Raw genomic sequence first — 25,496 nt, 5'->3', positions numbered from 1 at the left:
AGCGACGGACACATGTCACAACGAGGAGTCACCGCGGCCCAGGAGCTGGCCGCCGTGACGCAGACCATCATCGAAGGGCTCTCCGCCGACCAGTGGGCGGCCGACAGCGCCTGTCACGGCTGGCGTGTTCAGGATCTGGTCGGCCATATGGGCTTCTTCTTCAACTTCATCGCCGACCCCGAGTTGGTGCTGCCCGACAACCCGAGCGGCACGTCCGAGCGGCTCAACGATGCCGCGGTGATCGAACGGGCCGACTGGAGCCCGGCTCAGGTGGTCGACTACTACGCCGAGCAGGCGGCGGCCGGACTCGCGGTGCTGGCCGCGCTCCAGACCGCCGAGCTGCGGGATCAGCCGCTGGAGATGCTGGATCTGGGCACGTACGCGATGGCGCAGCTGTCCGACGCGGTGGCCTTCGATCACTTGGTGCACCTGCACTCAGACTTGCTCGCGCCGCACGGCGCGGTGGCCTCGGCGGCCGAGCTGCCGATCACCTCGTCGATCGATCCGGCGCTGGACTGGATGATCGCGGGCTTCGCGCCGATGTGCGGGAGCGCCGTCGGCGCGGTGATCGAGGGCCCGGTCGGTCTGCGTCTGACCGGTGCGACGCAGCGGTCGTTCGTGATCGGCACCGATGCCGACCAGCCGGACTCGGTCACCGTGACCGAGAGCGAAGATCTGCCCGCCGATGTCGCGGTCAGCGACGCACTCGACTTCACGCGCTGGGGCACCCGCCGCTCGGCCTGGCGCTCGGCCGTCACGGTCGAGGGCGATCGGGCACGCGTGAGCCGCGTCTTGGACGCGATCGACATCGTCTGAGCCCTACGGCACCGGCGAGCATCAACTCTTCAACTCAAGGAGCACTCTCATGTCTGAACACCTGCAGGACAAGGTCATCATCATCACTGGCGCCGGAAGCGGCTTCGGCCGCCTCGTCGCCGAGAAGTGTGCGGCCCGCGGCGCCCGGATCGTCGGTGTCGACGTCGACGCCGCGAATCTTCAGACGGTGATCGACGGCATCGTCGCCGCCGGCGGGGACGCGATCGCCCAGCCGGCGGACGTGACCGACGCCGAGCAGATGCATGCTGCGGCCCGTCGTGCCGTCGAGAAGTACGGCGCGGTGGACGTGCTGGTCAACAATGCCGGGGTGATGCCGCTGGCCTACTTCGCCGACCACGCGAAGGCGGCCGACAAGTGGGACGGTGCGATCGACATCAACATCAAGGGCGTGGTGCACGGGATCTCCGCGGTCCACGACCAGATGATCGCGCAGGGCCGCGGCCACGTCGTCAACATCTCGTCGATCTACGGCAACGCCGGGATCGCCGGATCGGGCGTCTACAGCGCCACCAAGGCGGCCGTGAACGTGCTGTCGGACTCGCTCCGCATCGAATCCAAGGGCAAGATCAAGGTTTCCACGGTGCGACCGACCGGGATCACCGGTACCAATCTGGCGAGCTGGATCGTCAACGACACCGCGATCTTCGGACTGGTCGGGCAGCGGCAGCAGGAGTACGCCGAGCACGCCACCGCGATGATCGAGGAACGTCTGCCGGAGGCGCTGACCGACGTCGACTCGATCGAGTACTGGCTGATCAAGCCCGACGACCTCGCCGACGCCGTCGTGCACGTGATCGACCAGCCGTGGGGAATCAGCCTCAGCGACGTGACCGTCCGCGCCAGCGGCGAAGACTACCTGTACTGAGCGACGGCGAACGGAGATCTCATGAGCACGTCGTTCCCCGATACCCACGCCGCCGCGGACCCGCACCGGCCCGCTTATGTCATGGCCTCGACCGGGGTCACGGTGACCTACGGCGAACTGGTGGAGTCGTCGCGCGCGATCGCCGGGCTGATGCATGCGCGGGGCTTGGGCCACGGTGCCACCGTCGCCCTGCTGATGGAGAACGACGAGTGGTTCTTCCAAGTGGCCTGGGGACTGCAACGGGCGGGCCTGCGGTACGTCGCCCTGTCGACGCGGCTGGCTGCCGACGACATCGCCTACATCCTCGGTGACGCGGACGCGGCGGCGCTGGTGGTCAGCGGCGGCATGACAGAGCTTGCGCGGCGTGCCCTCCACGGCTCCCCGGCGATCGGGGAACTGTTCACCACCGGTGAGCCGGAGGGGGAGTTCGAGTCACTGGCGGCCGCCTCCGCCGGTGCGCCACCCCATCCGGACGAACGCGAAGGGGTGGACCTGCTGTATTCGTCGGGCACCACGGGCCGGCCGAAAGGCGTGGTGGCCGAACTGACGCTGGCGCCGCTGGGCACCGCACCCGGGTTCGCGACGCTGTTCCATCAGCGGTGGGGACTGGGCTCGGGAAGCGTCTACCTCTCGCCAGCGCCGCTGTATCACGCTGCGCCGCTTCGGGTCGCCATGACGGTGCACCGCTACGGCGGCACCGTGATCGTCATGGAGTCCTTCGACGCGCAGACCGCCCTGGAACTGATCGAGTCCCATCGGGTCACCGAGACGCAGATGGTGCCGACCATGCTCCTGCGAATCCTCAAGCTGCCCGTCGAGCAGCGCCGGGAGCGGGATCTGTCGTCGCTGAGATGCGTGATCCACGCGGCTGCCCCGATGCCGGTCGAGGCCAAGCGGGAGCTGATCGACTGGCTCGGGCCTATCGTGCGCGAGTTCTATTCGGCGACAGAGAACTATCTGTTCACCGAACTCGATTCCGCGGAGTGGCTGGCGCACCCGGGGTCAGTCGGTCGCGCCGTCAGCGGGACTCCGCACATCCTCGACGACGCGGGCACCGAAGTGCCGGTGGGCGAGACGGGCACCATCTGGTCGTCCGGCGGCTTGTGGTTCGAGTATCTGCACGATCCGGAGAAGACCGCCACGTCCCGGAACGAGCGCGGCTGGACGACGGTGGGCGATCTAGGTCGTCTGGATGCGGACGGGTACCTGTATCTGGCGGACCGTCGCTCGGACCTGATCCTGTGCGGCGGTGTGAACATCTACCCGCAGGAGGCGGAGAACGTGCTCGCCGGCCACCCGGACGTCGTCGATGCCGCCGTATTCGGTATCCCGCACGCCGAGCTTGGGCAGGTGGTGCACGCAGCTGTCCAGGTGCGTCCCGGCGTCGGTGGCGATCCAGACACCGAGCGACGGCTGTTGGAGTACCTCACCGAGCGGGTGTCGCCGTTCAAGTGCCCCCGCCGGCTCGAGTTCGTCGACGAGTTGCCGAGGCTGCCCACCGGCAAGATCCTCAAACGGGTGTTGCAGGAGCAGTACCGATAGCTCAGGTGTCGCGCCGCAGCGTCTGCCTACCGGCGACGACGGTGGCACCGGCGACGCAGGCCGCGGCGACGACGACTGCCGAGACCAGGGGCCACACGAGGATCGTCGACGACCCGAGCAGCGAGGTGGGCATCCACGCCGCAACCGCGCCGACCTGGCTCAGCACCGGCAGCAGCAGGACCACGACCGTCGTGACGGCGATGGCTGCGGCGGTGCGGCGCATGGCGGCCATGAGGAGGTGACCGATGCTCATGGCCATGAGGAGGTACACCGTCGACGAGATCCACAGTGCCAGCGCGGAACCCGCGGCGACCGCGCCGATGGTGATCGACGTGAGCACGACGGCGAGCAGGAATCCGATCGAGTAGCCGACCACGGCCGCGGCGGCATCCACTGCCAGGCGAGGCAGCAGGACGCTCGCCAGGCGTTGCACGCGCGTGCGATAGAAGATCGAGGAGCCGGTACGGGCATCCCAGCCGAGGGCGGTGACGGCGACCGCGATCGCGAAGATGAGCCCGAGCTGCATCGCGCTCTGATCGTAGAAGGCGATTCCGTCGGCGGGTGTGGCCTCGGCGGCCTCGATCGTCAGTTGTTCGGTCCCCGCCGCCGCACCCAGGATCTGCGGCATGTACAGGGCCAGTGCAGGTCCGGCGAGTCCGAAGAAGGCGAAGGTCACCAGCAGACCGAGGAGCAGTCCGGTGCGGGTCAGTCGCCGGATCTCGACACCGGCGGCATCGCCGATCGCGGTGGTCACGTCGTCGTCCTCTCCACGATTCGGGCGAAGGCGCCGTCGAGGTCACGGTCGCGCAGGGTGACCTCGACGACGGGAGCGTGCAGGCCCGCGAGCACCCGCGGGAGGGCGTCCGCGGCGGCCTCGAAGCTCGCGAAGACCGCCGTGCACAGGTGCCGCGACGGGAAGTCGAGGACGACGTCGGGGAAGGCGGCACGCAGGTCCCCCAGCGGTGTCGCGGCGGGGGCGGCGAGCCGGATGGTCCAGGCGGGTTCGAGCCCCCGGGTGAGCAGGTCGGTGGTGTCGCCGGCGGCGACGATCCGGCCGCGGCTGAGCACGATCACTTCGTCGGCGAGCTGTTCGACCTCGCTGAGCAAGTGGCTGGACAGCAGAATGCAGCGCTGCTGCTTCTGTTCCAGGATCAGCCGCCGGATGTCGGCGCGGCCGATCGGGTCGAGCGCGCTGTTGGGTTCGTCGAGGATCAGGACGTCGGGGTCGAGGACTAGGGCGGCGGCGATTCCCAGGCGCTGAAGCATTCCGCGAGAGAAGTCGGCGACGCGTCGATCGGCCACGTCGCCGAGGCCGCAGCGGTGCAGCGCGGTGTGCGGATCGGTGCCGCCCGCCATGCCCGAGACGGCGAGGGAGGTGTCCACGACTTCCCGGGCCGTCAGCCAACCCTCGAACTGCGGGACGTCCGGGCAGTAGGCGACCCGGGCGCCCGGGCGGGTCTGCACGCTCCCGGTATCGGCGCGCAACAGTCCGGCCAGAACGCAGAACAGCACCGTCTTGCCGGCTCCGTTCGGTCCGATCACCGCGGTGACCGAGCGGTCCCGGGCGACGAAGGTCAGCCCGTGGATGCCGGCGCCGCCGGCGAAGGTCAGGCCGAGGTCGTCGACCTGCAGGGCGAGGTCGGGGCCGTGTGCCGAGACCTTCTGCGGCGCAGGGGTGTGCATGCTCGGTGGTATCGGTGACGGTGCTTCGGGGTGGGCGGTGTCCGTCGCGGCGAGCGCCGTGCCGGAAGTCCGGCCGAGAACCAGATAGAGGATCGATCCGACCGGGACCGCCAGGAGCACGAGGAGTGCCCAGACGCTCTTGGGGAGATGCCCGACCTCCTCGCGGCGCACGATGTCGACCAGACACCACACCACCAGCCCGGTCAGCAGGACGAGGACGGGAAGCAGGACGACCAGCATGCCGGGTTCCAGATCGGATACTCCGACTTCGACGTTCATGAGCGATCCTCCTGCTGTTCCGGGCGTGGGATGAGGATGGTGGCGAGCTCCCGCCGGCGTCGTTGGGGGGACGGCGCATTGCCGGCGACTTCGAGGAGCGCGGTGTTGATGGTGGCGATCAACTGCTCCATCTCCTCGGCACTCGCCCAGAAGTCGGCGGTGGTGAATCCGCCGTAGTCGGCTTCGAGGTCGTAGCCGTCGGTGCGCAGATAGCTGCCGAAATCGCTGATGAGCGTCGAGGTGAAGACCGTGAAGGCGGTGAGGAGGTCGTCGGAGCTCAGTGATCGGATCTCGTCGGGCGACGGATTGGCGAACCCGGGGGCGAGTCGATAGGTCTTCTCGCTGGTGCCCCGGATCTGCGTTTCGTCGGCGACTTCGATCAGGCCGTGTTTCACCAGGTGCGCCATGTGCCGGTACAGCGTGGCGATCGGGATGTCGTGGAGCTGTTCGTGCAGTCGACGCGTGGTGGCTTCCTCGTGGGCCACCAGTGTCTGGACGATCCGTAGTCGTACCGGGTGCAACAGGGCCGAGGTCGTCGCCATGGTGCGACATTATCAGTATTGATAGTGATAATAAAGAGGGAGATCGTCGGAGTCCGGTCGGACTCATTCGGTCCGGTGCGGAGTCTTCTCCGGCGGTGTGGGAGTCGCCTCGGGTTCGGATGGAGGCTCTTCAGGCTTCTGGAAGCCGACCTCGATGGTCTCGAATCCCTTGTTGCGCTGAGCCTTCGCCATTGCGGCGTACGCAGCTTCGTCGCCGGGAGTGAGGGTGACGTTGTCGGTGAACGGTGTCAGCAGCGACCGCGGATAGAGCTTCTTGGCGCGGACGACGTTGATCTCCAGACAGAACACGACCAGCGCGGCCGCAAGGTAGATGAAGGCGATCAGGCCCAGCACCACGGCGAAGACGCTGTTGACGGCGCTGGCGCGGACGATCACGCGCTGGGCGTAGTAGCTGCCGAACTCCTGGAGGAACTGCCAGCCCAGACCCGCGATGATCGCGCCGGGCAACACGTCGCCGAGGCTCAGGTCGCGGGCGGTGCCGATCCGGAAAGCGACGGTGAAGACCGCCATGGCCAGCACGGCGGCGCCGCTGAACGTGAGAACGCGGCCGAAGTTGCCGAAATCGCCGGCCGCGATGAATGCGCCGAGGACCACCAGTCCGGGGATGGCGAGACCGACGGTGAAGAGCAGCAGAAGGCCGCGGATACGGACCTTGATCGGATTCGGCCGGCTGTTGCGCGGCACCGCCCACACGATGTTCATGGCGTTCTGTGAGGCCACCGCGACCCCGAGCCCGCCGTAGAGGGCGCCCAGCAGGCCGATGGTGACCCCGACGAATCCGCCGCCGAGGCTGCCGGGTTCGTTCAGCTGATCACCGATCACCGGAATCTGGTCGATCGTGGCCGTGACGATCCAGTCCTTCAGTTCCGGGTCGTCCTCCAGGACGAAACCGAGGACCGTCGTCATCAGCAGCAGGAGGGGAAACAGTGACACGAAGGCGTAGTAGGTGATGAGCGCAGCAAGGTAGCCGCCCTGATCGTCGAAGAACTTGTAGGCGACCGCGAGGGGGAATCCCACCTTCGGATGGCGACGCTGAAAGCCGTCGATGCGTTCTGCGAACGACACCCCGCCACCTTCCTCCGCCGAACTCGGTCCCGCGTGAGGCAGCTTAGTCGTCCGCCGGTGCACACGGGGTGACCGGCGACGGCCCGGCGTCGGCGGACGTCAGGCGAGGTACCAGATCGCCGGGTGCCGGATCGTCGCCGCCGCGCAGAACGGCGGCCAGGTCGTCGGCGTAGGCGACCAGTCCGGCCGCGTCGATTCCGTACGGCACCGGCCCCTCGTGAGACTCGATACGCCGGACCGCCCGCTCGAGCAGCGACTGCGCCCCCTTCGGGTTGCCGCGCTGGACATGCGTGATGCCGACGGCCAGCTGGGCCAGACCCTGCCACAGCATGCGCTCGCCGTCGGGGCAGCTCTTCCACGCCCCTTCGAGGACCTCGTGCGCATTGAACGCGAGTCCCTGCTCCAGCAGGTCCTGCGCCCACGAGAGCGATTCGGCGGCCGGCAGATCCAGATCTTCGGGAATACGTTCGACCCCGACACTGCCCGGGGGCAGCGGACGGCCGAGGGCGTCACGGGGACGGGCATTGCGGGCGCGGCCGTCCTCGTCGCGATCGCGGTCGATGTCACCCGGATTAGCCATGCGTCCATCGTGGCATCGCCGGCCGGACCGCGGGTGGTCCGGTGTGGCCCGCGGCACCGGGCCGCCGGCGCTCACTCGGCCGCCAACAGCGTCCGCAGCACGTACGGCAGGATCCCGTCGTGCAGGTAGTAGGCGGCCTCGGCCGGGGTGTCGATCCGGACGACGGCGGTGAACTCGCGGCTCCGGCCGTCCTTCTCGACGGTCACGGTCACCTCGTCGGCGAGCCCGTCGGCGGTGGCGATACCGGTGATCGAGTACGTCTCGTCGCCGTCCAGATTCAGCGACTCGGCGCTGTCGCCCTCCGGGAACTGCAAGGGCAGAACCCCCATGCCGATCAGGTTCGATCGGTGGATGCGCTCGAACGATTCGGCGATCACCGCACGCACCCCGAGCAGCCGCGTGCCCTTGGCCGCCCAGTCGCGTGAGGATCCGGACCCGTAGTCCTTTCCGGCGATGACGATCAGCGGGACGCCCTCGCGCTGGTAGGCCTCGGCGGCGTCGTAGATGGTCGTCTGCTCGCCGTCGGGCCAGTGCGCGGTGAAGCCGCCTTCGACGCCCGGCACCAGCTGATTGCGGAGCCGGATGTTCGCGAACGTGCCGCGGATCATCACCTCGTGATTGCCCCGGCGCGAGCCGTAGGAGTTGAAGTCCTTGCGGTCCACGCCCTTCTCGGTCAGGTAGCGGCCGGCCGGGCTGTCGAGCTTGATCGCGCCGGCGGGGGAGATGTGGTCGGTGGTGACCGAATCTCCCAGCTTGGCCAGCACCCGCGCGCCGGTGATGTCGCGTACCGGTGCGGGTTCGTGGGCCATGTCGTCGAAGTACGGCGGGCGGCGGATGTACGTGGATTCGTCGTCCCAGTCGTAGACGGCGCTGTCGGAGATCGTCATGCCGCGCCAGTTGTCGTCGCCGGCGTACACGTCGGAGTAGCCGTCGGTGAACATCTGCGCTTCGACGTTCGCGTCGACGGCCTGCTTGATCTCCTCACCGGTGGGCCAGATGTCGCGCAGATAGACGTCCTCGCCGTCGTCGTTGGTCCCCAGCGGCTCGAACAGCAGATCGGTGTGCAGACTCCCGGCGAGGGCGTAGGCGATCACCAGGGGTGGTGAGGCCAGGAAGTTCATCGTCACCTCGGGATGGATGCGGCCCTCGAAGTTGCGGTTGCCCGAGAGCACCGCGGAGACGTTCAGGTCGTTGTCACCGACGGCTTTGCTGACCTGTGCGATCAGTGGGCCGGAGTTGCCGATGCAGGTGGTGCAGCCGTAACCGACCAGGTTGAAGCCGAGCTCATCAAGGTACTCGGTCAGCCCGGACCGCGCGAAGTAGTCGGTGACCACGCGCGAGCCCGGAGCCAGGGTGGTCTTGACCCACGGGCGGGTCCGCAGCCCTCGCTCGACGGCCTTCTTGGCCAGCAGCGCGGCACCGAGCATGACGGCGGGGTTGGAGGTGTTGGTGCATGAGGTGATGGCCGCGATCACGACGTCGCCGTGGTCGACGATCGCCTTCCGGTCACCGATCACGACCTCCGCCGGGTCGCTGGGCCAGCCGAGTTGCTCGTTGGCGGTGAGCTGGGCGTCGGAGACCCGCCGCGGCGGTGCGTCGTCGCCGTCACCGGATCCCAGAGCGATCGGATCGCTGGCCGGGAACGACGAGGCCGAGGCGTTGTCCACACCCGTTGTGCCCGAACCGGAATCGTCGCGATCCCGGTTGAGCAGCCCCAAGACCGTGCGCGGTGCATCCCCGAGCGGAATCCGGTCCTGGGGCCGGCTCGGTCCGGCGATGGACGGCTCGACCGTCGACAGATCGAGGTCGACGATGCGGGAGAAGTCGGGCACGTGATCGGGCCGGTGCCACAGTCCCTGCTCCCGCGCGTACGCCTCGACCAGCGCGATCTGCTCGTCGGTGCGCCCGGTGAGACGCAGGTAGTCGAGGGTCTCGGCGTCGATGGGGAACATCGTTGCGGTGGAACCGTACTCGGGGCTCATGTTGCCGATGGTGGCGCGGGTCGCCAGGGGCACGTTGGCCACGCCCGGCCCGAAGAACTCGACGAATTTGCCCACCACGCCGATGCTGCGCAACAGCTCGGCCACCGTGAGCACCAGATCGGTGGCGGTGGTCCCTTCGCGCAGTTCGCCGCTGAGCCGGATCCCGATCACCTGGGGGATCAGCATGCTCATCGGCTGGCCGAGCATGGCCGCTTCGGCCTCGATGCCGCCGACACCCCAGCCGAGGACCCCGAGGCCGTTGACCATCGGCGTGTGCGAGTCGGTGCCGACGAGGGTGTCGGGGTAGGCCTGTGTGGCTCCGTTGCGTTCGCGGGTGAAGACCACGCGCGAGAGGTACTCCAGGTTCACCTGATGGCAGATGCCGGTGTCGGGCGGAACCACGGAGAAGTCGTCGAACGACCGCTGGCCCCAGCGCAGCAACTGGTATCGCTCCTTGTTGCGGTCGAACTCCAGTTCCGAGTTGATGCCGAAGGACTCCGGGCTGCCGAAGGCGTCGGCGATGACGGAGTGGTCGATGACCAGCTCGGCGGGGATCTGCGGGTTGATCTTGGTCGGGTCGCCGCCGAGGGCGGTCATCGCGTCGCGCATGGCGACCAGGTCGACGACGCACGGGACACCGGTGAAGTCCTGCATCAGCACGCGCGCCGGGGTGTACTGGATCTCCGGGTTGAGCTCGGCGGCCGGATCCCAGTCGCGGAGGGCCTCGATCTGCGCGCGGGTGACCAGATGACCGTCTTCGTTGCGAAGGAGGTTCTCCAGGAGAACTTTGAGACTGTAGGGAAGACGCGACGAGCCCGCCAACCGGTCGAGCCGATAGATCTCGTAGAGGTCGCCGCTCACGTCGAGCTGGTCTCGGGCCTCGAAGCTGTTGGTAGTCACCGGAATCCGCCTCCTCCATGAGACGCGGGGCCTCGAAAGGGGCTGCGAGGCCGCGTGGTGTCGTCTCGTGTCAGCTGACTACGAGCCTACGCGGCTGCCTCCCGAAATGGCCGCGAAGCCGATTCCGGGTCGAGCGGTGTCCGGATCGAACGGTGTCAGGGCGTGTAGCGGACCCAGTCGATGACGGCGGTCGCCGCATCGGCGGTGGCGCCGTCGGTCGCGCCGGGCCAGTCCCCGCCGACGGCGAGGTTCACGAGCACGTAGACCGGCTTGTCGAAGACCCACTTCTCGGTGGCCGCGAGTGACGACTTGGCGATCGTGTACACCGGGGCGCCGTCGAACAGGAACGTGATGGCCGAGGAGGTCTTGGTGACGCCGTAGGTGTGGAACTGCGAGGGGTCGATGTTCTTGACGTCGAAACCGCGCTGGTAGCGCCCGGTCAACGTCGGAGCCACATTGCCGAGCCCGCTCAGATCGAGGGACCCGGCTCCGAGCCCGCCGAGGGAGCCGTTGCCCGTGCCGGGCGTGGTGGTGGGGCCGTGGATGCCCACGTGGACGAAATTGCTGCCGGTGATGTGCTCGGCGATGTCGACCTCACCGGACTCCGGAAAACCCGCGCTGTAGATGTCGGTGCCCAGCAACCAGAACCCGGTGTGCAGTCCCTTGCCCATCGGCATCGACATCCGCGCGGAGACGGTGCCGTAGGTGAAGGTGAACTTGTCGAAGGTGTTGATGCGCGCCGAGGTCCAGCCGCTGGTGTCCTTGCGGGCTTGGATCAGCAGGTGGCCGTCCCCGTCGAGCCGGGAGTTGGCCCGCGACGAGGTGTAGACCTGCTGTTCGTTGTTGCCCCAGCCGCCTCCGCCGGTCTCGAAGTTCCACGTGGAGGAGTGGGGCGCTGTTCCCGCAGCGCCGTTGAACTCCTCGGCGAACGCGTCGGCGCCCCGGGCCTCACCTGCGGCCAGGAGGCTGAGCGCTGTCGCTCCGGCCAGTGCGAGACAGCCCAGACGTGTTCTCCGACTCTTGATCACAGGTAAGGCTTACCATAGTTCTGTATCTCAGACCCTCCACACTGTCGGCCCGCGCTGTTGGAATCGGTCGGCCATGTCGGCGTCAAGTTCGGTGCCGGTGATGATGGACTCCATCTCGGCCAGTTCGGCGAACCGGCAGAAGTTGCTCTGCCCGAACTTGGAGTGCGCGGCCACCAGGACCGGGCGCCGTGCGACCTGCACCGCCGCACGCTTGACTGCGGCGACGGCGGGATCGGAGGTCGTGAGACCGTGCTCGAGCGAGATCGCGTTGGTACCCAGAAAGGCGACGTCGATCACCAGGCTGCGCAAGCGGTCGACGGCCCAGTCGTCGACGGTGGCCAAGGTACGACCGCGCATCCGGCCGCCGATGAGCAGTACGGTGACCGCACTGTTCGCGAGCGCTTCGGCGGCCAGCAGCGACGCGGTCACCACGGTCAGCTCTTCGTCGGCCAGTTGCTCGGCGATGAGCCGGGGAGTGATTCCCTCGTCCAGAAAGACCGTCTCGGCACCCTGCAACTGGCCGGCGGCAGCCGCCGCGATGCGGTGCTTCTGCGCCAGGTCCACCTCGCTGCGGTACTCCAGCCCGGTCTCGAAGACCGCGGTCTCCAGCGGGATCGCTCCGCCGTGCACGCGCTTGACCAGCCGCCGCGACGCGAGCACGTTGAGGTCGCGGCGGATGGTCTCGTTGGCGACGTCCAACTCGTCGGCGAGCGAGACCACCTCCACCCGCCCGCGAGCGCGCGCGAACTCGACGATCTGCCGCTGCCTGGTGCCGGGATCCACGGGGATCACGCTACCCGCGGCCCGGGTGGCAGCCACGAGACGCTCACTCCTCGGTGAGGATGTCCCGGACTTCCTCAGCCGTCTGCGCGGCACGCAGCCGCTCGACCTCGTCGGCGTCGAGGAAGACCTTGGCGATGGTGTTCAGCAGGGTCAGATGATCCTTGCCCGCGCCGGCGATCCCGACCACGAACTCGGCTGGCTTGCCCTTCCAGTCGATGGGCTCGTCGTACCGGACGAACGACAGCCCGGTGCGCCGGATGGCGCTCTTGGCTTCGTTGGTGCCGTGAGGGATGGCCAGTCCGTTGCCCATGAAGGTCGCGACCGACTTCTCCCGTTCGTGCATCGAGGCCACGTACGACTCTTCGACGGCGCCGCACTCGACCAGGAGCCGGCCGGCTTCGTCGATGGCATCGTCGCGCGTGGTGGCGGTGCCGTGCAGGACGATCGATTCCACTGCCAGCGCCTGCTGGGTGGGGGAGGGCGCGGTCGCGACGGCGCCGGCCGGGGGAGCAGCCGTCGCGGAGTCCGAAGTTGGATCCGCACCGTCGCTCGGGGAACCGGAAGCGCCTTCCGCCGAGTTCGTCTTGCCCAGGAGGTCGACGATCTCGTCGTAGCGGGGGCTCGACATGAAGTCGTCGACCGAGATGTGGATGGCCGACGGCGTCGACTGGCGGGCCCGGGCGGTCAGATCGGTGTGCGTGACGATCAGGTCGTGGGTGTCCTCCAGGTTGGAGATCGCCTGGTTGACGACGGTGACGTCGTCGAAGCCGGCCTTCTTGATCTTGCGGCGCAGCACCGAGGCTCCCATCGCCGAGGACCCCATGCCCGCGTCGCAGGCGAAAACGATGTCGGTGATCGGGCCGCGGCTGTGGTCCGGGCCGGTCAGCATGGACGAGACACTCGACTTCTTGCCCTTCATGGCCTCCATGCCAGCGGTTGCGGCGGCGAGATCGGGCATCTCCTCGGAGTGGTCGATCTTCAGCAAGAAGGTCGCCACCACCAGTGAGACCGCGGTGGCCCCGACCACGGACAAGGTCACGCCGAGGAAGTCGTCCGAGGGGGTCTGGGCGTAGATCGCGATGATCGATCCGGGGGCGGCCGGGGCCCGCAGACCCGAGCTGAACAAGACGTTGATGAAGATTCCGGTCATGCCGCCGAGGATGGCCGCGAGGATCAAGCGCGGCTTCATCAGCACGTACGGGAAGTAGATCTCGTGGATACCGCCGAAGAACTGGATGAGGGCGGCGCCGGGAGCCGAGGCCCGCGCATTGCCGGTGCCGAAGAACGTGTAGGCCAGCAGGATGCCCAGGCCGGGGCCGGGATTGGTCTCGAGCAGGAAGAGGATGGACTTCCCGGTCTCTGCCGCTTGAGCGGTTCCCAGGGGCGTCAACACGCCGTGATTGATGGCGTTGTTGAGGAACAGAACCTTGGCCGGTTCGATGAGGATCGACGTCAATGGCAAGACGTCGTGGTTCACCAGGAAGTCGACCGCGTTGCCGGCGGCACGGGTGAAGGTGGAGACCAGCGGGCCGACACCGAAGAACCCGAGGATCGCGAGCAGCAGGCCGAGGATACCGACGGAGAAGTTGTCGACGAGCATCTCGAAGCCGGGCCGGATCTTTCCTTCCCACAGGCCGTCCAGCTTCTTCATCAGCCAGCCGCCCAGCGGACCGATGATCATGGCGCCCAGGAACATCGGGACGTCGGATCCGGTGATCACGCCCACGGTGGCGATGGCACCGACGACGGCACCGCGGTTGCCGTGGATCATCCGGCCGCCGGTGTATCCGATCAGGATGGGGAGCAGGAAGGTGATCATCGGGCCGACGATCCCGGCGCCGTCGTACTCGCCCCAGCCGCCGATCTTGGCAACCCAGCCGCCGGGGTCCTTCAGTCCGCTGAAGATCCCGGTGAGCCAGCCGGATTCGATGAACAGAGCGGTCAGCAGGCCCCAGGCGATGAACGCCCCGATGTTGGGCATGACCATGTTCGACAACGCGGTGCCGAACTTCTGGGCGCCGACCCGGATGCCACCGCGGGGGGCCGCCTCAGTGGAACTATCAGCTTCTGACATGTGCGTTGCCTCCGATTCTGATACGCATAGTGATACCAGTCACAGCTATTACACACACAAACGGGCACAAATGCAAGAGAATCACCATGAACGGGCAGAAGTGGAAGTGGATTTGTGCCCGAATGGTCGCTAGAGTCCTAGATCACATCCACATTCCGTCTGGACGGCTACGAGAGGAACACCACCATGAAGGCACTGCGCTTCTACGCCCCCGAGGATGTCCGCCTCGAAGACGTCCCCGAACCCGCGTGCGCCCCCGATGAAGTCAAGCTCCGTGTCCGCAACTGTTCGACCTGCGGCACCGATGTGAAGATCTTCTACAACGGCCACCAGAACCTGACGCCGCCCCGCACCATCGGCCACGAGATCGCCGGCGAGGTGGTCGAGGTCGGCGCCGACGTCAACTCGACGTTCGACGCGGACTGGAAGGTCGGCGACCGTGTCCAGGTGATCGCCGCGGTGCCGTGCGGTGAGTGCTACGAGTGCCGCAAGGGCTGGATGGCGGTCTGCCAGAACCAGACGTCGGTGGGGTACCAGTACGACGGCGGGTTCGCCGAATACATGATCGTCCCGCCGCAGGTGCTCAAGGTGGACGGCCTCAACCGGATTCCGGACAACGTCGGTTTCGATGAGGCCTCGGCAGCCGAGCCGTTCGCCTGTGCCATCAACGCGCAAGAGCTGCTCGGTATCGAGGAAGGCGACACCGTGGTGGTCTTCGGTGCCGGCCCCATCGGGTGCATGCACATTCGTATCGCGCGCGGCGTGCACAAGTGTGGACCCGTCTATCTTGTCGACGTCAACGCGGGCCGACTGCAGATGTCGGCCGACGCGGTGTCGCCGGACGAGATCATCGACGGCTCCCAAGTGGACGTGATCGAGCGCGTGATGGAGCTGACGGAGGGCCGCGGCGCCGACGTCGTCATCACGGCGACGGCGGCCAACGTCGCGCAGGAGCAGGCGATCTCGATGGCTGCGCGGAACGGCCGGATCTCGTTCTTCGGCGGTCTTCCCAAGACCGACCCGACGATCACGTGCGACTCGAACCTGGTGCATTACCGCCAGTTGCACATCCACGGAGCGAACGGCTCCGCACCCGAACACAACAAGCGGGCGCTCGAATACATCTCGACCGGACAGGTTCCGGTCAAAGATCTGATCACGCGCCACATCCCGCTCGACGACGTCCTTGAGGCGTTCAAGATCGTCAAGGAGGGGTCGGCGATCAAGGTGACGGTCGAGCCGTAGGTTCCTCGCCGCAGAATCCGAGTCCGTGGTGACTTTGCGACGGGTGGCAAGTCGCCGCCATTACGTCACTGTGACGTAATGGCGGCGACTGTGGGGCTGAAAGATGTTCTCGGAGAAGTGTTTCCACGGTCGGAGCAAGCGTGGCCGGAGTCCTTGGTGAACCTGTGACGATGACCTGCCGGATAGGTTGGCCGGCTTTCTGGATTCGGTGACCGGGTCGGCGACATCGACGTGGATAGTCGATTCGGAACCTGCGTTGTGGGCACGAGGGACTCGGCCTGACCAAGCGGACTCACGGGCGGACAAGGCGGCCTCGGTGGATCTGACCGCGATCACGCTTCTCTCGTTGGCCCACCCGGTGTGCCGATAAGATACATTATGACAAGTAAACCACTGCATATTGCATCGGATGAATCAGGGGCAGGCTGCGACACGTGGCGCCTCCCCGTCTTCTGCATCTCGTGGTAGCCATCGATCACCTCGTCGACGAGCTCACGCTTTCTCACGTGCCCGTGCTCATCGGCGATGGGCCGTCACTGTTCGGACCCTTGGGCGGAGATGTTCACCTGGAGCATGTCCGTACCGCGATCCTCGACGGCGGGATGGTCCAGACCACCTACCGGGTCTTGGGTGGACCAACGCCGGAATGATCTCAGCAGTCTTCGCCGCCGGGATCGACCAGTACGCGTGGTTTATCCGTCTGGCCACGTCATTCCGATCGGCGTAGCATCGCGAAAAGGCTTCCAACACTTGGGATGAGACATTGATCGATTCCGTATTGATCAGCGGTGCGGGGATCGCCGGTCCTGTTCTGGCCTCGTTGCTCGCGCGACGAGGGGTGCATGTGACCGTCGTGGAGATCGCCGACGGCGTCAGGCCCGGCGGGCAGGCGGTCGATCTGCGCGGTGCCGGCCGCACGGTCCTGGACAGGATGGGACTGCTGGATCGTGCGCGAGCGCTGTCTCTGCAGCAGGAAGGCATCGCGGAAGTCGACTCGACCGGGCGACACCTCTCCGAGATGCGCGTGAGCGACTTCGGCGGCGAAGGGATCGTCAGCGAGATCGAGATCCTGCGCGGCGACCTCGCCGATCTCCTGGTGGCCGACAGTAAAGATCACGGCGCCGAGTACCGGTTCGGTACGCGAATCAGCGGCCTGTCCCCCGCAGGCGATCAGGTTCAGGTGGAGCTGGATGACCGCTCCGTCTGCCTCGTCGACCTCGTGGTGGGCGCAGACGGCCCGCACTCGGCGACCCGCAAGCTGGTGTTCGGTCCCGAGGAACAGTTCGTGCGGCCACTGGGTGGCTACATGGCCTGGTTCACCGCGCCGGAGGGCGAGTCTCTCGACGGCTGGTACGCGATGTACAACCATCCCGGCGGACTGGTCGCATCTCAGCGGCCGGGGCGCGAAGACGGCACCGCCAAAGCGAGTCTTTCGTTCGCCTCCGAACCACTCGTCTTCGATCGGCACGACCCCGACGAGCAGCGCGCGCTGCTCAGGACGCGCTTCGCCGGCGCCGGCTGGCGCACGCCCGAACTCCTGGCCGCCGCGGACGTCGCGGACGACTTCTACCTCGATGCGCTGGTACAGGTGCATATGGCGGAATGGAGCCGCGATCGTGTCACTCTGATCGGCGACGCCGCGTACTGCCCGTCGCCGCTGACCGGATTGGGCACCAGCCTCGCCCTCGTGGGCGCCTACATCCTCGCCGGCGAAGTCACGAGCCAGCCCGACCTGCAGGTCGCCCTACAGCGCTACGACGAGCTCGCGCGGCCATACGTCACCACGGCACAAGAACTCCCGCCGGGCGGGATGCGGAGCTTCGCGCCGAACAGCCGTCTGGCGATCTGGCTTCGGATCGCCACGACCCGCCTCATGGTCAGCCGACCACTGCGGCCTCTCGCCCGGCGGATGTTCTTCTCCAAAGCCGAAGCAGTGACATTGCCCGAATACACTGTCGATTGAGTAGACCGCGAAGATCTCCTATCGTTTGTTCCAGCATCGCGTGTCGGTGACGGACTGCGTCAGACATGGAGGTGCCGGAGACGAAAGTCTTTCAATGTCAGTCAGCTTCAATCACACCATCATCGGCGCACACGATCCCGCCGCCTCTGCCGAGTTCTATCTCGAGGTGCTCGGCGCTCGCCGGACCGAGGACTGGGGGCCGTTCGTCAACATCGTCCTCGATGACGACACTCTCCTCCAGTTCGCCACCGCGCCGGTCAACGATCCGATTCACCTGGCATTCCTGATGAACGATGACGAGTTCGACCGCGGATACGCGGCCCTTCGGCGGCGCGACGTCGAGCACTGGGCCGATCCACAGATGCGCCGGCCCGGTGAAGTATCGACCGATGACGGCCGTCGGGTCTATTTCAGGGATCCGTCGGGGCACCTCCTGGAGATGCTCACACAGCCGTACGTGTGAGCGGCACTCATTTCGTGATCCGACTCGGGCGAAGGGTGTCCACCGAGAGTGAGGCGTGCGGCCCGACCCGGGGTCGGTTCAGTGGTCCCGCACTCGGGAGATCTCCGCGACGATCTCCCGGTACGCGGCCACTCTTGCCATGACACGATCGGCGCCGGACTCCATCGGCTCCTCGCCAGGCGCGCTCTCGGCGCCGTAGAGCATCGCACTCAGGTCGCCGTGGAGCTCGGCGCGTCTACGCTCGTTCTCGGCGTCCTGCCTTTGCTTGCGCAGCGAGGCATCGATGAGGTCGGCCTCGTCTGAGCACCGGCAGATCAGGTCGGAGAGCAGATTCGCCGCGTCCTCGAGGCGATCGGCGGCAGTCTGCGCGTCGGCGAGGATACGACGATCGTCTGGGCTCGGAGCGGACAGGGCCGTCAGGTCGGACGCTGTGGCACGCAGCGCCGTCGCCTTCTCGAAGTTCTCCGCGATGGTGCGCAGATCCTCGGTGAAGTCGACCTCCCCCAGCCATCCTTCGCCCGCGGCGTCCGAGAGGGTCACGCGCTCGGCGGCGACTTGCGCGGACTCGAGGCGCTCGACGTTCTTGTGTCCCAACCGGTTCGATTGTCGGGCCCTCTCCACTCGGGCTTGTTCGTCTTCCGTCGCGCGGACGGTGGCCGCCCGGATCTGCCGCTGCTCCGCGACGTCCTTCCGCACGAGCGTGCCGACGACCGCGATCGCGGCGACGCCGAGCACGATGGCGAAGGTGAGCCAGATGGGTTTCGGAAATACGATCGCGATTCCGGCGATCAGGAAGAACACCACGAGGACGACGGCGCCGGCACCGTCGTTCCGCTTCGCCATCGTCCGCCCCTTCTTGTGCGCGCCCGCAGTGCGGTGCGACTCGTCTCACATCTTACGGAAGCCGACGGGAGCAGATCGATCTGTGCCCTGGGTGGGACCATCCGTGCCAGGGTGAATCGGCTTACGGGTTTGTGCCTCGTGCAACTGCTGTGGTTCGGATTGATGGGTGCATCTGCACGTCTTCGACTCTTGTGTGCGGAACTTCCAGAAGGAGCAGGTCACTTGACGACAGTCCGCGAGGCCACGTTCGACCTCCTGCGTGAGCTCGGGCTCACCACGGTGTTCGGCAATCCCGGCTCGACCGAAGAAACGTTCCTGGAGAACTTCCCAGACGACTTCCGCTACGTCCTCGGCCTTCATGAGGCCAGCGTTGTCGCCGCTGCCGATGGGTACGCGCAGGTGACCCGGAAGCCTGCGCTCGTGAACGTGCACACTGCTGCGGGCGTGAGCAATGCTCTGGGAACACTGGACTCGACCTTCCAGAACAAGACGCCGCTGATTCTCACGGCGGGTCAGCAGACGCGGGAGATGCTCCTGCTGGAGCCGTGGCTGGCGAACCCCGACCCCGAGGTGATTGCGAAGCCCTGGGTGAAGTGGGCCTATCAGCCGTCGCGCGCTGAGGACGTGCCTGCGGCATTCATGCGCGCCTACGCCGTGGCGATGCAGCCTCCGCACGGACCCGTGTTCCTGTCCCTGCCGCTGGACGACTGGGACAAGGAGGCGATCGGTCCGGCTGCGGTGCGGTCGGTCGCCACCCGGGTCGGGCCCGACCCCGAGCGACTCGCCGAGTTCGCCGCGGCGCTCGACTCAGCGAAGAATCCGGTGCTCGTCTACGGATCGGACATCGCCCGCGGGGACGGCTGGGACGAAGCCGTCGCTCTCGCCGAGCGCGTCGGTGCGCCGGTGTGGGCGGCACCGTCGAGTGAGCGCGTGTCCTTCCCCGAGGACCATGCGCTCTACGCCGGCGGCCTGCCGTTCGCGCAAGGACTTCTGTCGGAGAAGCTCAAGGGCTACGACGTGATTCTCGTCGTCGGTGCGCCGGTGTTCCGGTACTACCCCTGGGTGCCAGGCGATTACATCCCCCACGGCGCCCGCTTGCTGCACATCACCGACGACCCTGCCGAGTCGGGTCGCGCGCCCGTAGGCGACAGTCTGATCTCCGACGCGGTATTCGCGCTTCGTGCTCTCGCGGACCTCGTCACCGCACGGCAGAGCCAGGCGACGGTCGTGACGCAAGAGCACCGCCTCGCCCCGCACCCGTCCGCGGTGGCCAGCCCCGCCGATCCCGACGACGATGACCGTCTCACACCTCGACAGTTGTTCCGCGTCCTGCGCGGAGCAGCGCCGGCGGACACCGTCATCGTGCAGGAGTCGCCGTCGAACATCGCCGACCTGCATTCGGAATGGGCATTCACGGCACCGGACAGCTACTTCGCGATGGCCAGCGGTGCACTCGGCTGGGATCTTCCCGCCGCAGTCGGCGTCGCGCTCGCTGAGCGCGACCTCGGTCGCAACCGTCCCGTCATGGCGGTGATCGGCGACGGATCGCTGCAGTTCTCTCCGCAGGCTCTGTACACCGCGGCGCAGCATGATCTCCCGCTGGTCGTCGTGGTGCCCAACAACGGCGAGTACGGCATCCTGAAGGCGTTCGCGGAGTTCCAGCGCAACCCCGGGGTCCCCGGCCTCGACTTGCCCGGGCTCAAGCCGCACCTGGTCGCCGAGGGCTACGGCGCCAAGGGCGTCGTCGCATCGACCGCCGCCGAAGTGCGTGCAGAACTCGCGAACGCCTGGGACCGCAAGGGGCCCACTGTGATCGAGGTGCCGATCGACCCCGCCATCCCGCCGCTCATCTGACCGCGCTGCGGGGAAACCGGGCCTCAGCCGGTCGCGTTGTGCCAGCGTCTGCGGAAGTACCTGCGGCCGGTGGGGGCGTCGGGCGACGTGGCGGTGTCCGCGTGCTGGGCGATCAACTCGTCCCGGTCCTGGCTGAGGCTTTCGACGCGCTGATCGGACTGCTTGAGATCACGGCGGGCCCGACTCCCCCGGCGCGACGAACGTCGCGCGCCGGCCAGGATCATCGCGAGTCCGAGCATCGCGATCGCGCCGAGGACCACTCCGTACAGGAACAGCGTGCCGGTCGAACCGGTCACGTGGTAGCCGAAGACGGAGAAGCTGTCGGTCGGCAGGGCGTGGGTGCCGCCGTCGTTGGTCAAGACTCCAACGGTCGCGATGACCACGGCGGCGACCAGAATGACGACTCCGAGGATGATGATCATGGGATACTCCTCCTCACGACGCAGGGCGCGTCAGGGTGGGGCGATCTGTTCGACCTCTGCTGATGATCAGATCGTTCTCCAGTTCGGCGGTCACGTTGAGGACTACTGAACTCAGTTCGCTGATCGCCGCTGCGCTCTCGGGGTCAAGGGCGTTCAGGTCCAGCTCGCGAAGCTGGGCGTTGAGCCGGCGGGTGATCGGCGGCAGGTCTGGTCGGCGGGTGATCATGAGAAGTCCGTTTCGGTCTCAGTCATGATGTCGGACAGGGTCACGTCGTGTTCGGCGGAGTGCAGGGTCCGCCGCCACACCTGACGAGCCTCCTCGAGGGGGATGTCGGTGGCGAGCAGGATCACCGGATGCGAGTCGCCGGCCAGGACACTGGTCCGGGAATGTCGATCCCGACGACGTACGCGACGGGCGATGACGTCTCCGCGTAGACGCTCGGCGGGATCGGCGGTCCTGGGGTAGAAGAGAACGTCCCACTCGGCGAGCAGGTCACCCGGCACGCTGTCGGTGTCGTCCTCCTGGATTCCGGTGACGATGTCCTGTGGGCGTGAATCGTGGCCGGGGCGGGCGCGGTGGTAATCGCGCATGTGCCCGTACAGGTGCCGCGGCGCGGGGAGAAGGATTCGGGACGGTGAGATCATGATCGTTCACCTGACTGGCCACGGTGGTGGCTGTGACGACCGAAGCCGATGGCAGAGCTCTGCCAGATGTGACCGCCGGTCAGTACCGACTCTACGCTGGTCAGCGCGAAAGTGACTCGGCCTGCGGCGGAGCGGTCGCGGCCGGCCTCGATCGTCCCCTCAGCAACACGTCGCCAGGACTGTTCGCAGCGCCTCGAGATTGTCCTTCTCGGCCCGATAGAACACGTGCACTCCCCTGCGCTGCGAGTCCACCAACCCGGCGTTGCGCAGCTGCGCCAGGTGATGCGACGCGGTGGCTGCCGACACCCCGACTGCCTCGGCGAGAGCGCCGGCGCCGATCTCTCCCCTGACGGAACCCATCAGGAGTGACAGCAGCCGGATCCGCACCGGGTCGGCGAGGGCCTTCAGGCGCAGTGCCAGCGCGACGGCATCGTCCTCGGCCACCGGGCCGGCCCCGATCGGTGCACAGCAGATCGGTGAGCTGACATCGATGACGGGCAACGGCTTGGGCATGGCTCCCACACTACCCAATGCTTTGACATACGTCGAAGTGTCGATTAGAACGGAGCTGTCGAACTAATTCGACATTCATCGAATCGCTGGAGGATTGCCATGTCCCGCATCCAACTCGCCCTGAACGTCGACGACCTCGAGTCGGCCATTGCCTTCTACGGCACTCTGTTCAACACCGTTCCCGCCAAGGTCAAGCCCGGGTACGCCAACTTCGTTGTCGATGAGCCTGCTCTGAAACTCGTGCTCATCGAGAATCGGGGCCGTGGAGGCAGCCTGAATCACCTCGGTGTCGAGGTCGACTCCAGCGAGACCGTGCACGCCGAGATCGCTCGCCTCTCCGGCGCGGGCCTGTTCACCGACGAGCAGATCGACACCACGTGCTGCTTCGCCACCCAGGACAAGGTCTGGGTCACCGCGCCCGACGGCGAAGCGTGGGAGGTCTACGCCGTGCTCGGCGATGCCGACGAGTTCGGTGAATCGCCGCAAGCGTTGTCGGGTGCGAGTGGCCGCGACGAGAAGCCGACTCCCGGTGCGCAGGCCACCTGCTGCTCGCCTGCTGTCGGCTGACACCGGCGGGGCCGGTGAGTCGCGCGCGAGGGTCCTCCCCTGGCGTCGGTTGCCCCGTGATTCGAGATCGGTCAATATAGATGTATGTCGAAACAGATCGCTGTCACCGACCTGTCTGTGCGGTGCTCACCGCTCGTGCGACAGCCGCTGACGTCGCACGACGCCCGTGATCTGGCGCTGGTGTTCAAAGCACTCGCCGATCCGGTGCGCCTCCAGTTGTTCAGTCTGATCGCGAGCCACGTCGATGGTGAGGCCTGCGTCTGTGACATCTCCCCGGCGGTCGACGTCTCGCAGCCGACGATCTCCCACCACCTCAAAGTACTCCGTGATGCGGGTCTGCTGGTCTCCGAACGCAGGGGCACGTGGGTCTATTACCGCGTCGTGCCCGTTGCTTTACAAGCTCTAGCCGATAGCCTCGTCCCGGAGTCCAGTGGAGCACCCTCGTGATGACGGGGGCCCCCGAGACGTCTGTGGCCCGGCGGCTCTCAACGCTCGACCGTCTCCTGCCGATCTGGATCGGCGTCGCCATGGTGGCCGGTCTGCTCCTGGGACGCTTCGTCCCCGGCCTGAACACGGTGCTCGAAGCAATCGAGGTCGACGGTATCTCTCTGCCCATCGCCCTCGGCCTGCTGATCATGATGTACCCGGTCCTGGCCAAGGTCCGCTACGACCGCCTCGACGCCGTCACCGGCGACCGCAGACTCCTGATCTCGTCGCTCGTCCTCAACTGGGTTCTCGGGCCGGCGCTCATGTTCGCCCTCGCGTGGCTCCTGCTCCCCGACCTCCCCGAGTACCGCACCGGCTTGATCATCGTCGGCCTCGCGCGCTGCATCGCGATGGTCATCATCTGGAACGACCTCGCGTGTGGCGACCGCGAGGCCGCCGCCGTCCTGGTTGCGATCAACTCGCTCTTCCAAGTCGTCATGTTCGCTGCGCTCGGCTGGTTCTACCTGTCAGTGCTGCCGGGATGGCTCGGGTTGGAGCAGACCTCGATCGACGCCTCCCCCTGGCAGATCGCCAAGTCCGTTCTCGTCTTTCTCGGTATCCCGCTGCTCGCCGGATACCTCTCACGCAGGATCGGCGAACGGGCCAGAGGTCGTGACTGGTATGAGGATGAGTTTCTCCCTCGCGTCGGTCCATGGGCGCTCTACGGCCTGCTGTTCACCATCGTGCTGCTCTTCGCGCTCCAGGGTGAACAGATCACTTCCCGCCCCGGCGACGTAGCACGAATCGCGCTCCCGCTCCTGATCTACTTCGCCGTGATGTGGGCCGGCGGATACCTTCTCGGCAGAGCCTTGCGCCTCGGATACGCCCGCACCACGACGCTCGCTTTCACTGCGGCCGGAAACAACTTCGAACTCGCCATCGCCGTCGCGATCGGCACCTACGGCGCCACCTCCGGGCAGGCTCTCGCCGGGGTCGTCGGCCCGCTCATCGAGGTACCCGTACTGGTCGCCCTGGTCTACGTCTCTCTCGCATTGCGCAGCAGGTTCCCTTCCGACACGTCCCCCGCCGCTCGCGTCGAAAGGAGTGCCTCGTCGTGACCCCGTCGGTGCTGTTCGTTTGCGTCAAGAACGCCGGCAAATCACAGATGGCCGCAGCCCTCATGAAGCACATCGCCGGCGACTCAGTAGAGGTCCACTCCGCCGGCACCGAACCGGGAACGGTCGTCAACGAACTCTCCGCCCGCGTCCTCGCCGAGGTCGGTTTGGACATCACCGATCAGATTCCCAAAGCCGTCGATCCCCACATCCTCGAGACCGTCGATCTCGTCGTCACTCTCGGTCGCCAAGCGGTCGTTGATCAGCCGGGCACCCGGATCGTCAACTGGGACACCGACGAACCCTCTCGCCGCGGCATAGACGGCGTCGAACGCATGCGACTCGTCCGCGACGACATCGCCGCACGGACCCGCCAGTTGGCCGCCGAACTCACTCAAATGGGGTAGGGCCGACCGGCCTCACTCCGCCGGTACGACCTTTCCGTTGACTGTGACGGTGACCTTCCCGGTCTTGGTGTTGTAGGTGACCTTGCCGTGCTCGAAGGTCGACTCCTTGAGGTCGCCGTCGGTGACCTCATCACTGGTCGCGACTCCCAGCGGGCCCTCGGACCCGTTCTTGCCAGTCTGCGACGGGGTACCGTCCGCGGCGCGTTCGGTGTTCCAGGCATCGCGGATCTTGCCCCAGGTGATGTACGCGGGAGTGCCCGGATCATCGTTCTTCGCCGTGATGACGCCGCCCTGGAACTGCTGGAAGACGACGCCGCTGTCCCGGGTCTCAGCATTGTGGTCGCCGGTCAGCGGCTTTCCGAGCGTCTTCTTCTGAGCATCGGTGGCCGATGCGTACTTGACCGCGATCGGCCCGGTCATCGTCACCTCGACGTCGCGCTCCCCCATGACCTTCACCTCGGAGGCGTCCGCGGAGGCTTCCGACGCCGAGGCCGGCGCGGCGGAGGACTCGGACTCGGCGGTGGAGGCAGAGGCTTCGGGCTCCTGCGTCGCCGAGACGCCCGTCTGCGCAGCGTTCGACGGCGAAGCGTCGTCGTTCGTGTCGCTGCTACAGCCCGCCGCGATCAGTGCGACGGCCGCCAAGCCGGCGACGGCGCCTGCAGTGCGGCGGTGTGCGGTCTTCCTCATCGGATTCCTTCCGGATCGCTGGGCGGCCCCAGTGGGTGGCCGCGTCGTGCGTGCGAGTCGACCGTAGCGAGTCCCGCGGCACCGGGGCATGCCGACTCACCGAAGGTGCGGGCATGGCTCACCGCCCCGGCGCCTGTTTGGTGTCGGGGTGGTGAGCGGAGTTGA

27 protein-coding genes are annotated in these 25,496 nt (G+C 66.9%); 12 read left to right on the top strand and 15 right to left on the bottom strand.

Features of this window, described 5'->3' with window-relative positions; all coding sequences use genetic code 11:
- Positions 1–12: 12 nt before the first annotated feature.
- The 3 genes from ABD732_RS14805 to ABD732_RS14795 are packed head-to-tail and all read left to right on the top strand — an operon-like array spanning position 13 to position 3,244.
- A complete protein-coding gene (locus ABD732_RS14805; RefSeq protein ID WP_344785084.1) occupies positions 13–816 on the top strand; it encodes a maleylpyruvate isomerase family mycothiol-dependent enzyme in 804 nt (267 codons plus the stop codon).
- Between the two features lie 49 nt (positions 817–865).
- A complete protein-coding gene (locus ABD732_RS14800; RefSeq protein ID WP_344785082.1) occupies positions 866–1,702 on the top strand; it encodes an SDR family oxidoreductase in 837 nt (278 codons plus the stop codon).
- 21 nt (positions 1,703–1,723) lie between these two features.
- Positions 1,724–3,244 (top strand): AMP-binding protein, encoded by a 1,521-nt coding sequence (locus tag ABD732_RS14795; protein WP_344785080.1) that lies wholly within the window; start codon positions 1,724–1,726, stop codon positions 3,242–3,244.
- 1 nt (position 3,245) lies between these two features.
- Here ABD732_RS14795 and ABD732_RS14790 read toward each other — a convergent pair whose 3' ends face one another.
- The 9 genes from ABD732_RS14790 to ABD732_RS14750 form a co-directional block, all read right to left on the bottom strand.
- Positions 3,246–3,998, bottom strand: coding sequence for a hypothetical protein (locus tag ABD732_RS14790; protein ID WP_344785078.1), 753 nt, complete (start codon positions 3,996–3,998; stop codon positions 3,246–3,248).
- Complete coding sequence (locus tag ABD732_RS14785) at positions 3,995–5,206, bottom strand: ATP-binding cassette domain-containing protein (protein ID WP_344785077.1); 1,212 nt, start codon at positions 5,204–5,206, stop codon at positions 3,995–3,997. The genes ABD732_RS14790 and ABD732_RS14785 overlap by 4 nt, the downstream gene beginning before the upstream one ends.
- Positions 5,203–5,748, bottom strand: a complete 546-nt coding sequence (locus ABD732_RS14780) for a helix-turn-helix domain-containing protein (RefSeq protein ID WP_344785075.1) — start codon at positions 5,746–5,748, stop codon at positions 5,203–5,205. Before ABD732_RS14780 ends, ABD732_RS14785 begins: the two co-directional genes overlap by 4 nt.
- A 63-nt stretch (positions 5,749–5,811) precedes the next feature.
- The gene (locus ABD732_RS14775; protein WP_344785073.1) at positions 5,812–6,834 is read right to left on the bottom strand and encodes a YihY/virulence factor BrkB family protein; all 1,023 of its coding nucleotides are present in this window, start codon (positions 6,832–6,834) and stop codon (positions 5,812–5,814) included.
- A 43-nt stretch (positions 6,835–6,877) separates the two neighbouring features.
- Positions 6,878–7,414 (bottom strand): DUF309 domain-containing protein, encoded by a 537-nt coding sequence (locus tag ABD732_RS14770; protein ID WP_344785071.1) that lies wholly within the window; start codon positions 7,412–7,414, stop codon positions 6,878–6,880.
- Positions 7,415–7,485: 71 nt separating this feature from the next.
- Positions 7,486–10,296 (bottom strand): aconitate hydratase, encoded by a 2,811-nt coding sequence (gene acnA, locus ABD732_RS14765; protein ID WP_344785069.1) that lies wholly within the window; start codon positions 10,294–10,296, stop codon positions 7,486–7,488.
- A 155-nt stretch (positions 10,297–10,451) separates the two neighbouring features.
- A complete protein-coding gene (locus ABD732_RS14760; protein ID WP_344785067.1) occupies positions 10,452–11,324 on the bottom strand; it encodes a glycoside hydrolase family 16 protein in 873 nt (290 codons plus the stop codon).
- 27 nt (positions 11,325–11,351) lie between these two features.
- On the bottom strand, positions 11,352–12,107 hold the full coding sequence (locus tag ABD732_RS14755; protein WP_344785415.1) for a DeoR/GlpR family DNA-binding transcription regulator: 756 nt from the start codon (positions 12,105–12,107) through the stop codon (positions 11,352–11,354).
- Between the two features lie 43 nt (positions 12,108–12,150).
- The gene (locus ABD732_RS14750; protein WP_344785065.1) at positions 12,151–14,181 is read right to left on the bottom strand and encodes a PTS mannitol transporter subunit IICBA; all 2,031 of its coding nucleotides are present in this window, start codon (positions 14,179–14,181) and stop codon (positions 12,151–12,153) included.
- A 186-nt stretch (positions 14,182–14,367) separates the two neighbouring features.
- Here ABD732_RS14750 and ABD732_RS14745 point away from each other — a divergent pair, with 186 nt between their 5' ends.
- From ABD732_RS14745 to ABD732_RS14730, 4 genes are all read left to right on the top strand, one after another.
- Complete coding sequence (locus ABD732_RS14745; protein ID WP_344785063.1) at positions 14,368–15,426, top strand: zinc-dependent dehydrogenase; 1,059 nt, start codon at positions 14,368–14,370, stop codon at positions 15,424–15,426.
- Positions 15,427–15,887: 461 nt separating this feature from the next.
- A complete protein-coding gene (locus tag ABD732_RS14740) occupies positions 15,888–16,076 on the top strand; it encodes a dihydrofolate reductase family protein (RefSeq protein ID WP_344785061.1) in 189 nt (62 codons plus the stop codon).
- 116 nt (positions 16,077–16,192) lie between these two features.
- Positions 16,193–17,389 (top strand): FAD-dependent monooxygenase, encoded by a 1,197-nt coding sequence (locus ABD732_RS14735; protein WP_344785414.1) that lies wholly within the window; start codon positions 16,193–16,195, stop codon positions 17,387–17,389.
- Between the two features lie 25 nt (positions 17,390–17,414).
- Complete coding sequence (locus ABD732_RS14730; protein ID WP_344785059.1) at positions 17,415–17,852, top strand: VOC family protein; 438 nt, start codon at positions 17,415–17,417, stop codon at positions 17,850–17,852.
- Between the two features lie 78 nt (positions 17,853–17,930).
- On the opposite strand, the gene ABD732_RS14725 is transcribed toward ABD732_RS14730, so the two are convergent.
- The gene (locus tag ABD732_RS14725; RefSeq protein ID WP_344785057.1) at positions 17,931–18,695 is read right to left on the bottom strand and encodes a hypothetical protein; all 765 of its coding nucleotides are present in this window, start codon (positions 18,693–18,695) and stop codon (positions 17,931–17,933) included.
- 222 nt (positions 18,696–18,917) lie between these two features.
- Between ABD732_RS14725 and mdlC the strand changes: the two genes are divergently transcribed.
- A complete protein-coding gene (gene mdlC / locus ABD732_RS14720) occupies positions 18,918–20,549 on the top strand; it encodes a benzoylformate decarboxylase (RefSeq protein WP_344785055.1) in 1,632 nt (543 codons plus the stop codon).
- Positions 20,550–20,572: 23 nt separating this feature from the next.
- On the opposite strand, the gene ABD732_RS14715 is transcribed toward mdlC, so the two are convergent.
- From ABD732_RS14715 to ABD732_RS14700, 4 genes are all read right to left on the bottom strand, one after another.
- Positions 20,573–20,971 (bottom strand): hypothetical protein, encoded by a 399-nt coding sequence (locus tag ABD732_RS14715; protein ID WP_344785053.1) that lies wholly within the window; start codon positions 20,969–20,971, stop codon positions 20,573–20,575.
- A gap of 13 nt (positions 20,972–20,984) precedes the next feature.
- Positions 20,985–21,197, bottom strand: coding sequence for a hypothetical protein (locus tag ABD732_RS14710; RefSeq protein WP_344785052.1), 213 nt, complete (start codon positions 21,195–21,197; stop codon positions 20,985–20,987).
- Positions 21,194–21,616 (bottom strand): hypothetical protein, encoded by a 423-nt coding sequence (locus ABD732_RS14705; RefSeq protein ID WP_344785050.1) that lies wholly within the window; start codon positions 21,614–21,616, stop codon positions 21,194–21,196. The genes ABD732_RS14710 and ABD732_RS14705 overlap by 4 nt, the downstream gene beginning before the upstream one ends.
- Positions 21,617–21,775: 159 nt before the next feature.
- A complete protein-coding gene (locus ABD732_RS14700; RefSeq protein WP_344785048.1) occupies positions 21,776–22,129 on the bottom strand; it encodes an Rv2640c family ArsR-like transcriptional regulator in 354 nt (117 codons plus the stop codon).
- A gap of 99 nt (positions 22,130–22,228) precedes the next feature.
- Between ABD732_RS14700 and ABD732_RS14695 the strand changes: the two genes are divergently transcribed.
- The 4 genes from ABD732_RS14695 to ABD732_RS14680 all read left to right on the top strand — a co-directional run bounded on the left by ABD732_RS14695 (position 22,229) and on the right by ABD732_RS14680 (position 24,644).
- On the top strand, positions 22,229–22,696 hold the full coding sequence (locus tag ABD732_RS14695) for an ArsI/CadI family heavy metal resistance metalloenzyme (protein WP_344785046.1): 468 nt from the start codon (positions 22,229–22,231) through the stop codon (positions 22,694–22,696).
- A gap of 84 nt (positions 22,697–22,780) precedes the next feature.
- On the top strand, positions 22,781–23,143 hold the full coding sequence (locus tag ABD732_RS14690) for a metalloregulator ArsR/SmtB family transcription factor (RefSeq protein WP_344785044.1): 363 nt from the start codon (positions 22,781–22,783) through the stop codon (positions 23,141–23,143).
- Entirely contained in the window at positions 23,143–24,240 is a 1,098-nt protein-coding gene (gene arsB, locus ABD732_RS14685; RefSeq protein WP_344785043.1) for an ACR3 family arsenite efflux transporter, read from the top strand. Before ABD732_RS14690 ends, arsB begins: the two co-directional genes overlap by 1 nt.
- Entirely contained in the window at positions 24,237–24,644 is a 408-nt protein-coding gene (locus tag ABD732_RS14680) for an arsenate-mycothiol transferase ArsC (RefSeq protein WP_344785041.1), read from the top strand. The genes arsB and ABD732_RS14680 overlap by 4 nt, the downstream gene beginning before the upstream one ends.
- A 12-nt stretch (positions 24,645–24,656) precedes the next feature.
- Here the strand turns inward: ABD732_RS14680 and ABD732_RS14675 are convergent, their stop codons facing one another.
- Positions 24,657–25,331: an LGFP repeat-containing protein gene (locus ABD732_RS14675; RefSeq protein ID WP_344785039.1), complete on the bottom strand. Its 675-nt coding sequence runs from the start codon at positions 25,329–25,331 to the stop codon at positions 24,657–24,659.
- Positions 25,332–25,496: the final 165 nt, after the last annotated feature.

Origin of the sequence: Gordonia caeni (genome assembly GCF_039537105.1) — a bacterium.
Classification (GTDB): domain Bacteria; phylum Actinomycetota; class Actinomycetes; order Mycobacteriales; family Mycobacteriaceae; genus Gordonia; species Gordonia caeni.
Note: the sequence above shows the minus strand (reverse complement) of the source record. Positions and strands in the feature narration are given on the sequence as shown.

Excerpts from the sequence above, each read along its gene's own strand:
- ABD732_RS14715 (WP_344785053.1), bottom strand. The coding sequence starts at position 20,971 with ATGATCATCATCCTCGGAGTCGTCATTCTGGTCGCCGCCGTGGTCATC.
- ABD732_RS14785 (WP_344785077.1), bottom strand. The coding sequence starts at position 5,206 with ATGAACGTCGAAGTCGGAGTATCCGATCTGGAACCCGGCATGCTGGTC.
- ABD732_RS14710 (WP_344785052.1), bottom strand. The coding sequence starts at position 21,197 with ATGATCACCCGCCGACCAGACCTGCCGCCGATCACCCGCCGGCTCAAC.
- ABD732_RS14745 (WP_344785063.1), top strand. The coding sequence starts at position 14,368 with ATGAAGGCACTGCGCTTCTACGCCCCCGAGGATGTCCGCCTCGAAGAC.
- ABD732_RS14695 (WP_344785046.1), top strand. The coding sequence starts at position 22,229 with ATGTCCCGCATCCAACTCGCCCTGAACGTCGACGACCTCGAGTCGGCC.
- ABD732_RS14700 (WP_344785048.1), bottom strand. The coding sequence starts at position 22,129 with ATGCCCAAGCCGTTGCCCGTCATCGATGTCAGCTCACCGATCTGCTGT.
- ABD732_RS14800 (WP_344785082.1), top strand. The coding sequence starts at position 866 with ATGTCTGAACACCTGCAGGACAAGGTCATCATCATCACTGGCGCCGGA.
- ABD732_RS14795 (WP_344785080.1), top strand. The coding sequence starts at position 1,724 with ATGAGCACGTCGTTCCCCGATACCCACGCCGCCGCGGACCCGCACCGG.
- ABD732_RS14675 (WP_344785039.1), bottom strand. The coding sequence starts at position 25,331 with ATGAGGAAGACCGCACACCGCCGCACTGCAGGCGCCGTCGCCGGCTTG.
- ABD732_RS14780 (WP_344785075.1), bottom strand. The coding sequence starts at position 5,748 with ATGGCGACGACCTCGGCCCTGTTGCACCCGGTACGACTACGGATCGTC.
- ABD732_RS14805 (WP_344785084.1), top strand. The coding sequence starts at position 13 with ATGTCACAACGAGGAGTCACCGCGGCCCAGGAGCTGGCCGCCGTGACG.
- ABD732_RS14770 (WP_344785071.1), bottom strand. The coding sequence starts at position 7,414 with ATGGCTAATCCGGGTGACATCGACCGCGATCGCGACGAGGACGGCCGC.
- ABD732_RS14750 (WP_344785065.1), bottom strand. The coding sequence starts at position 14,181 with ATGTCAGAAGCTGATAGTTCCACTGAGGCGGCCCCCCGCGGTGGCATC.
- ABD732_RS14690 (WP_344785044.1), top strand. The coding sequence starts at position 22,781 with ATGTCGAAACAGATCGCTGTCACCGACCTGTCTGTGCGGTGCTCACCG.
- ABD732_RS14725 (WP_344785057.1), bottom strand. The coding sequence starts at position 18,695 with ATGGCGAAGCGGAACGACGGTGCCGGCGCCGTCGTCCTCGTGGTGTTC.
- ABD732_RS14705 (WP_344785050.1), bottom strand. The coding sequence starts at position 21,616 with ATGATCTCACCGTCCCGAATCCTTCTCCCCGCGCCGCGGCACCTGTAC.
- arsB (WP_344785043.1), top strand. The coding sequence starts at position 23,143 with ATGACGGGGGCCCCCGAGACGTCTGTGGCCCGGCGGCTCTCAACGCTC.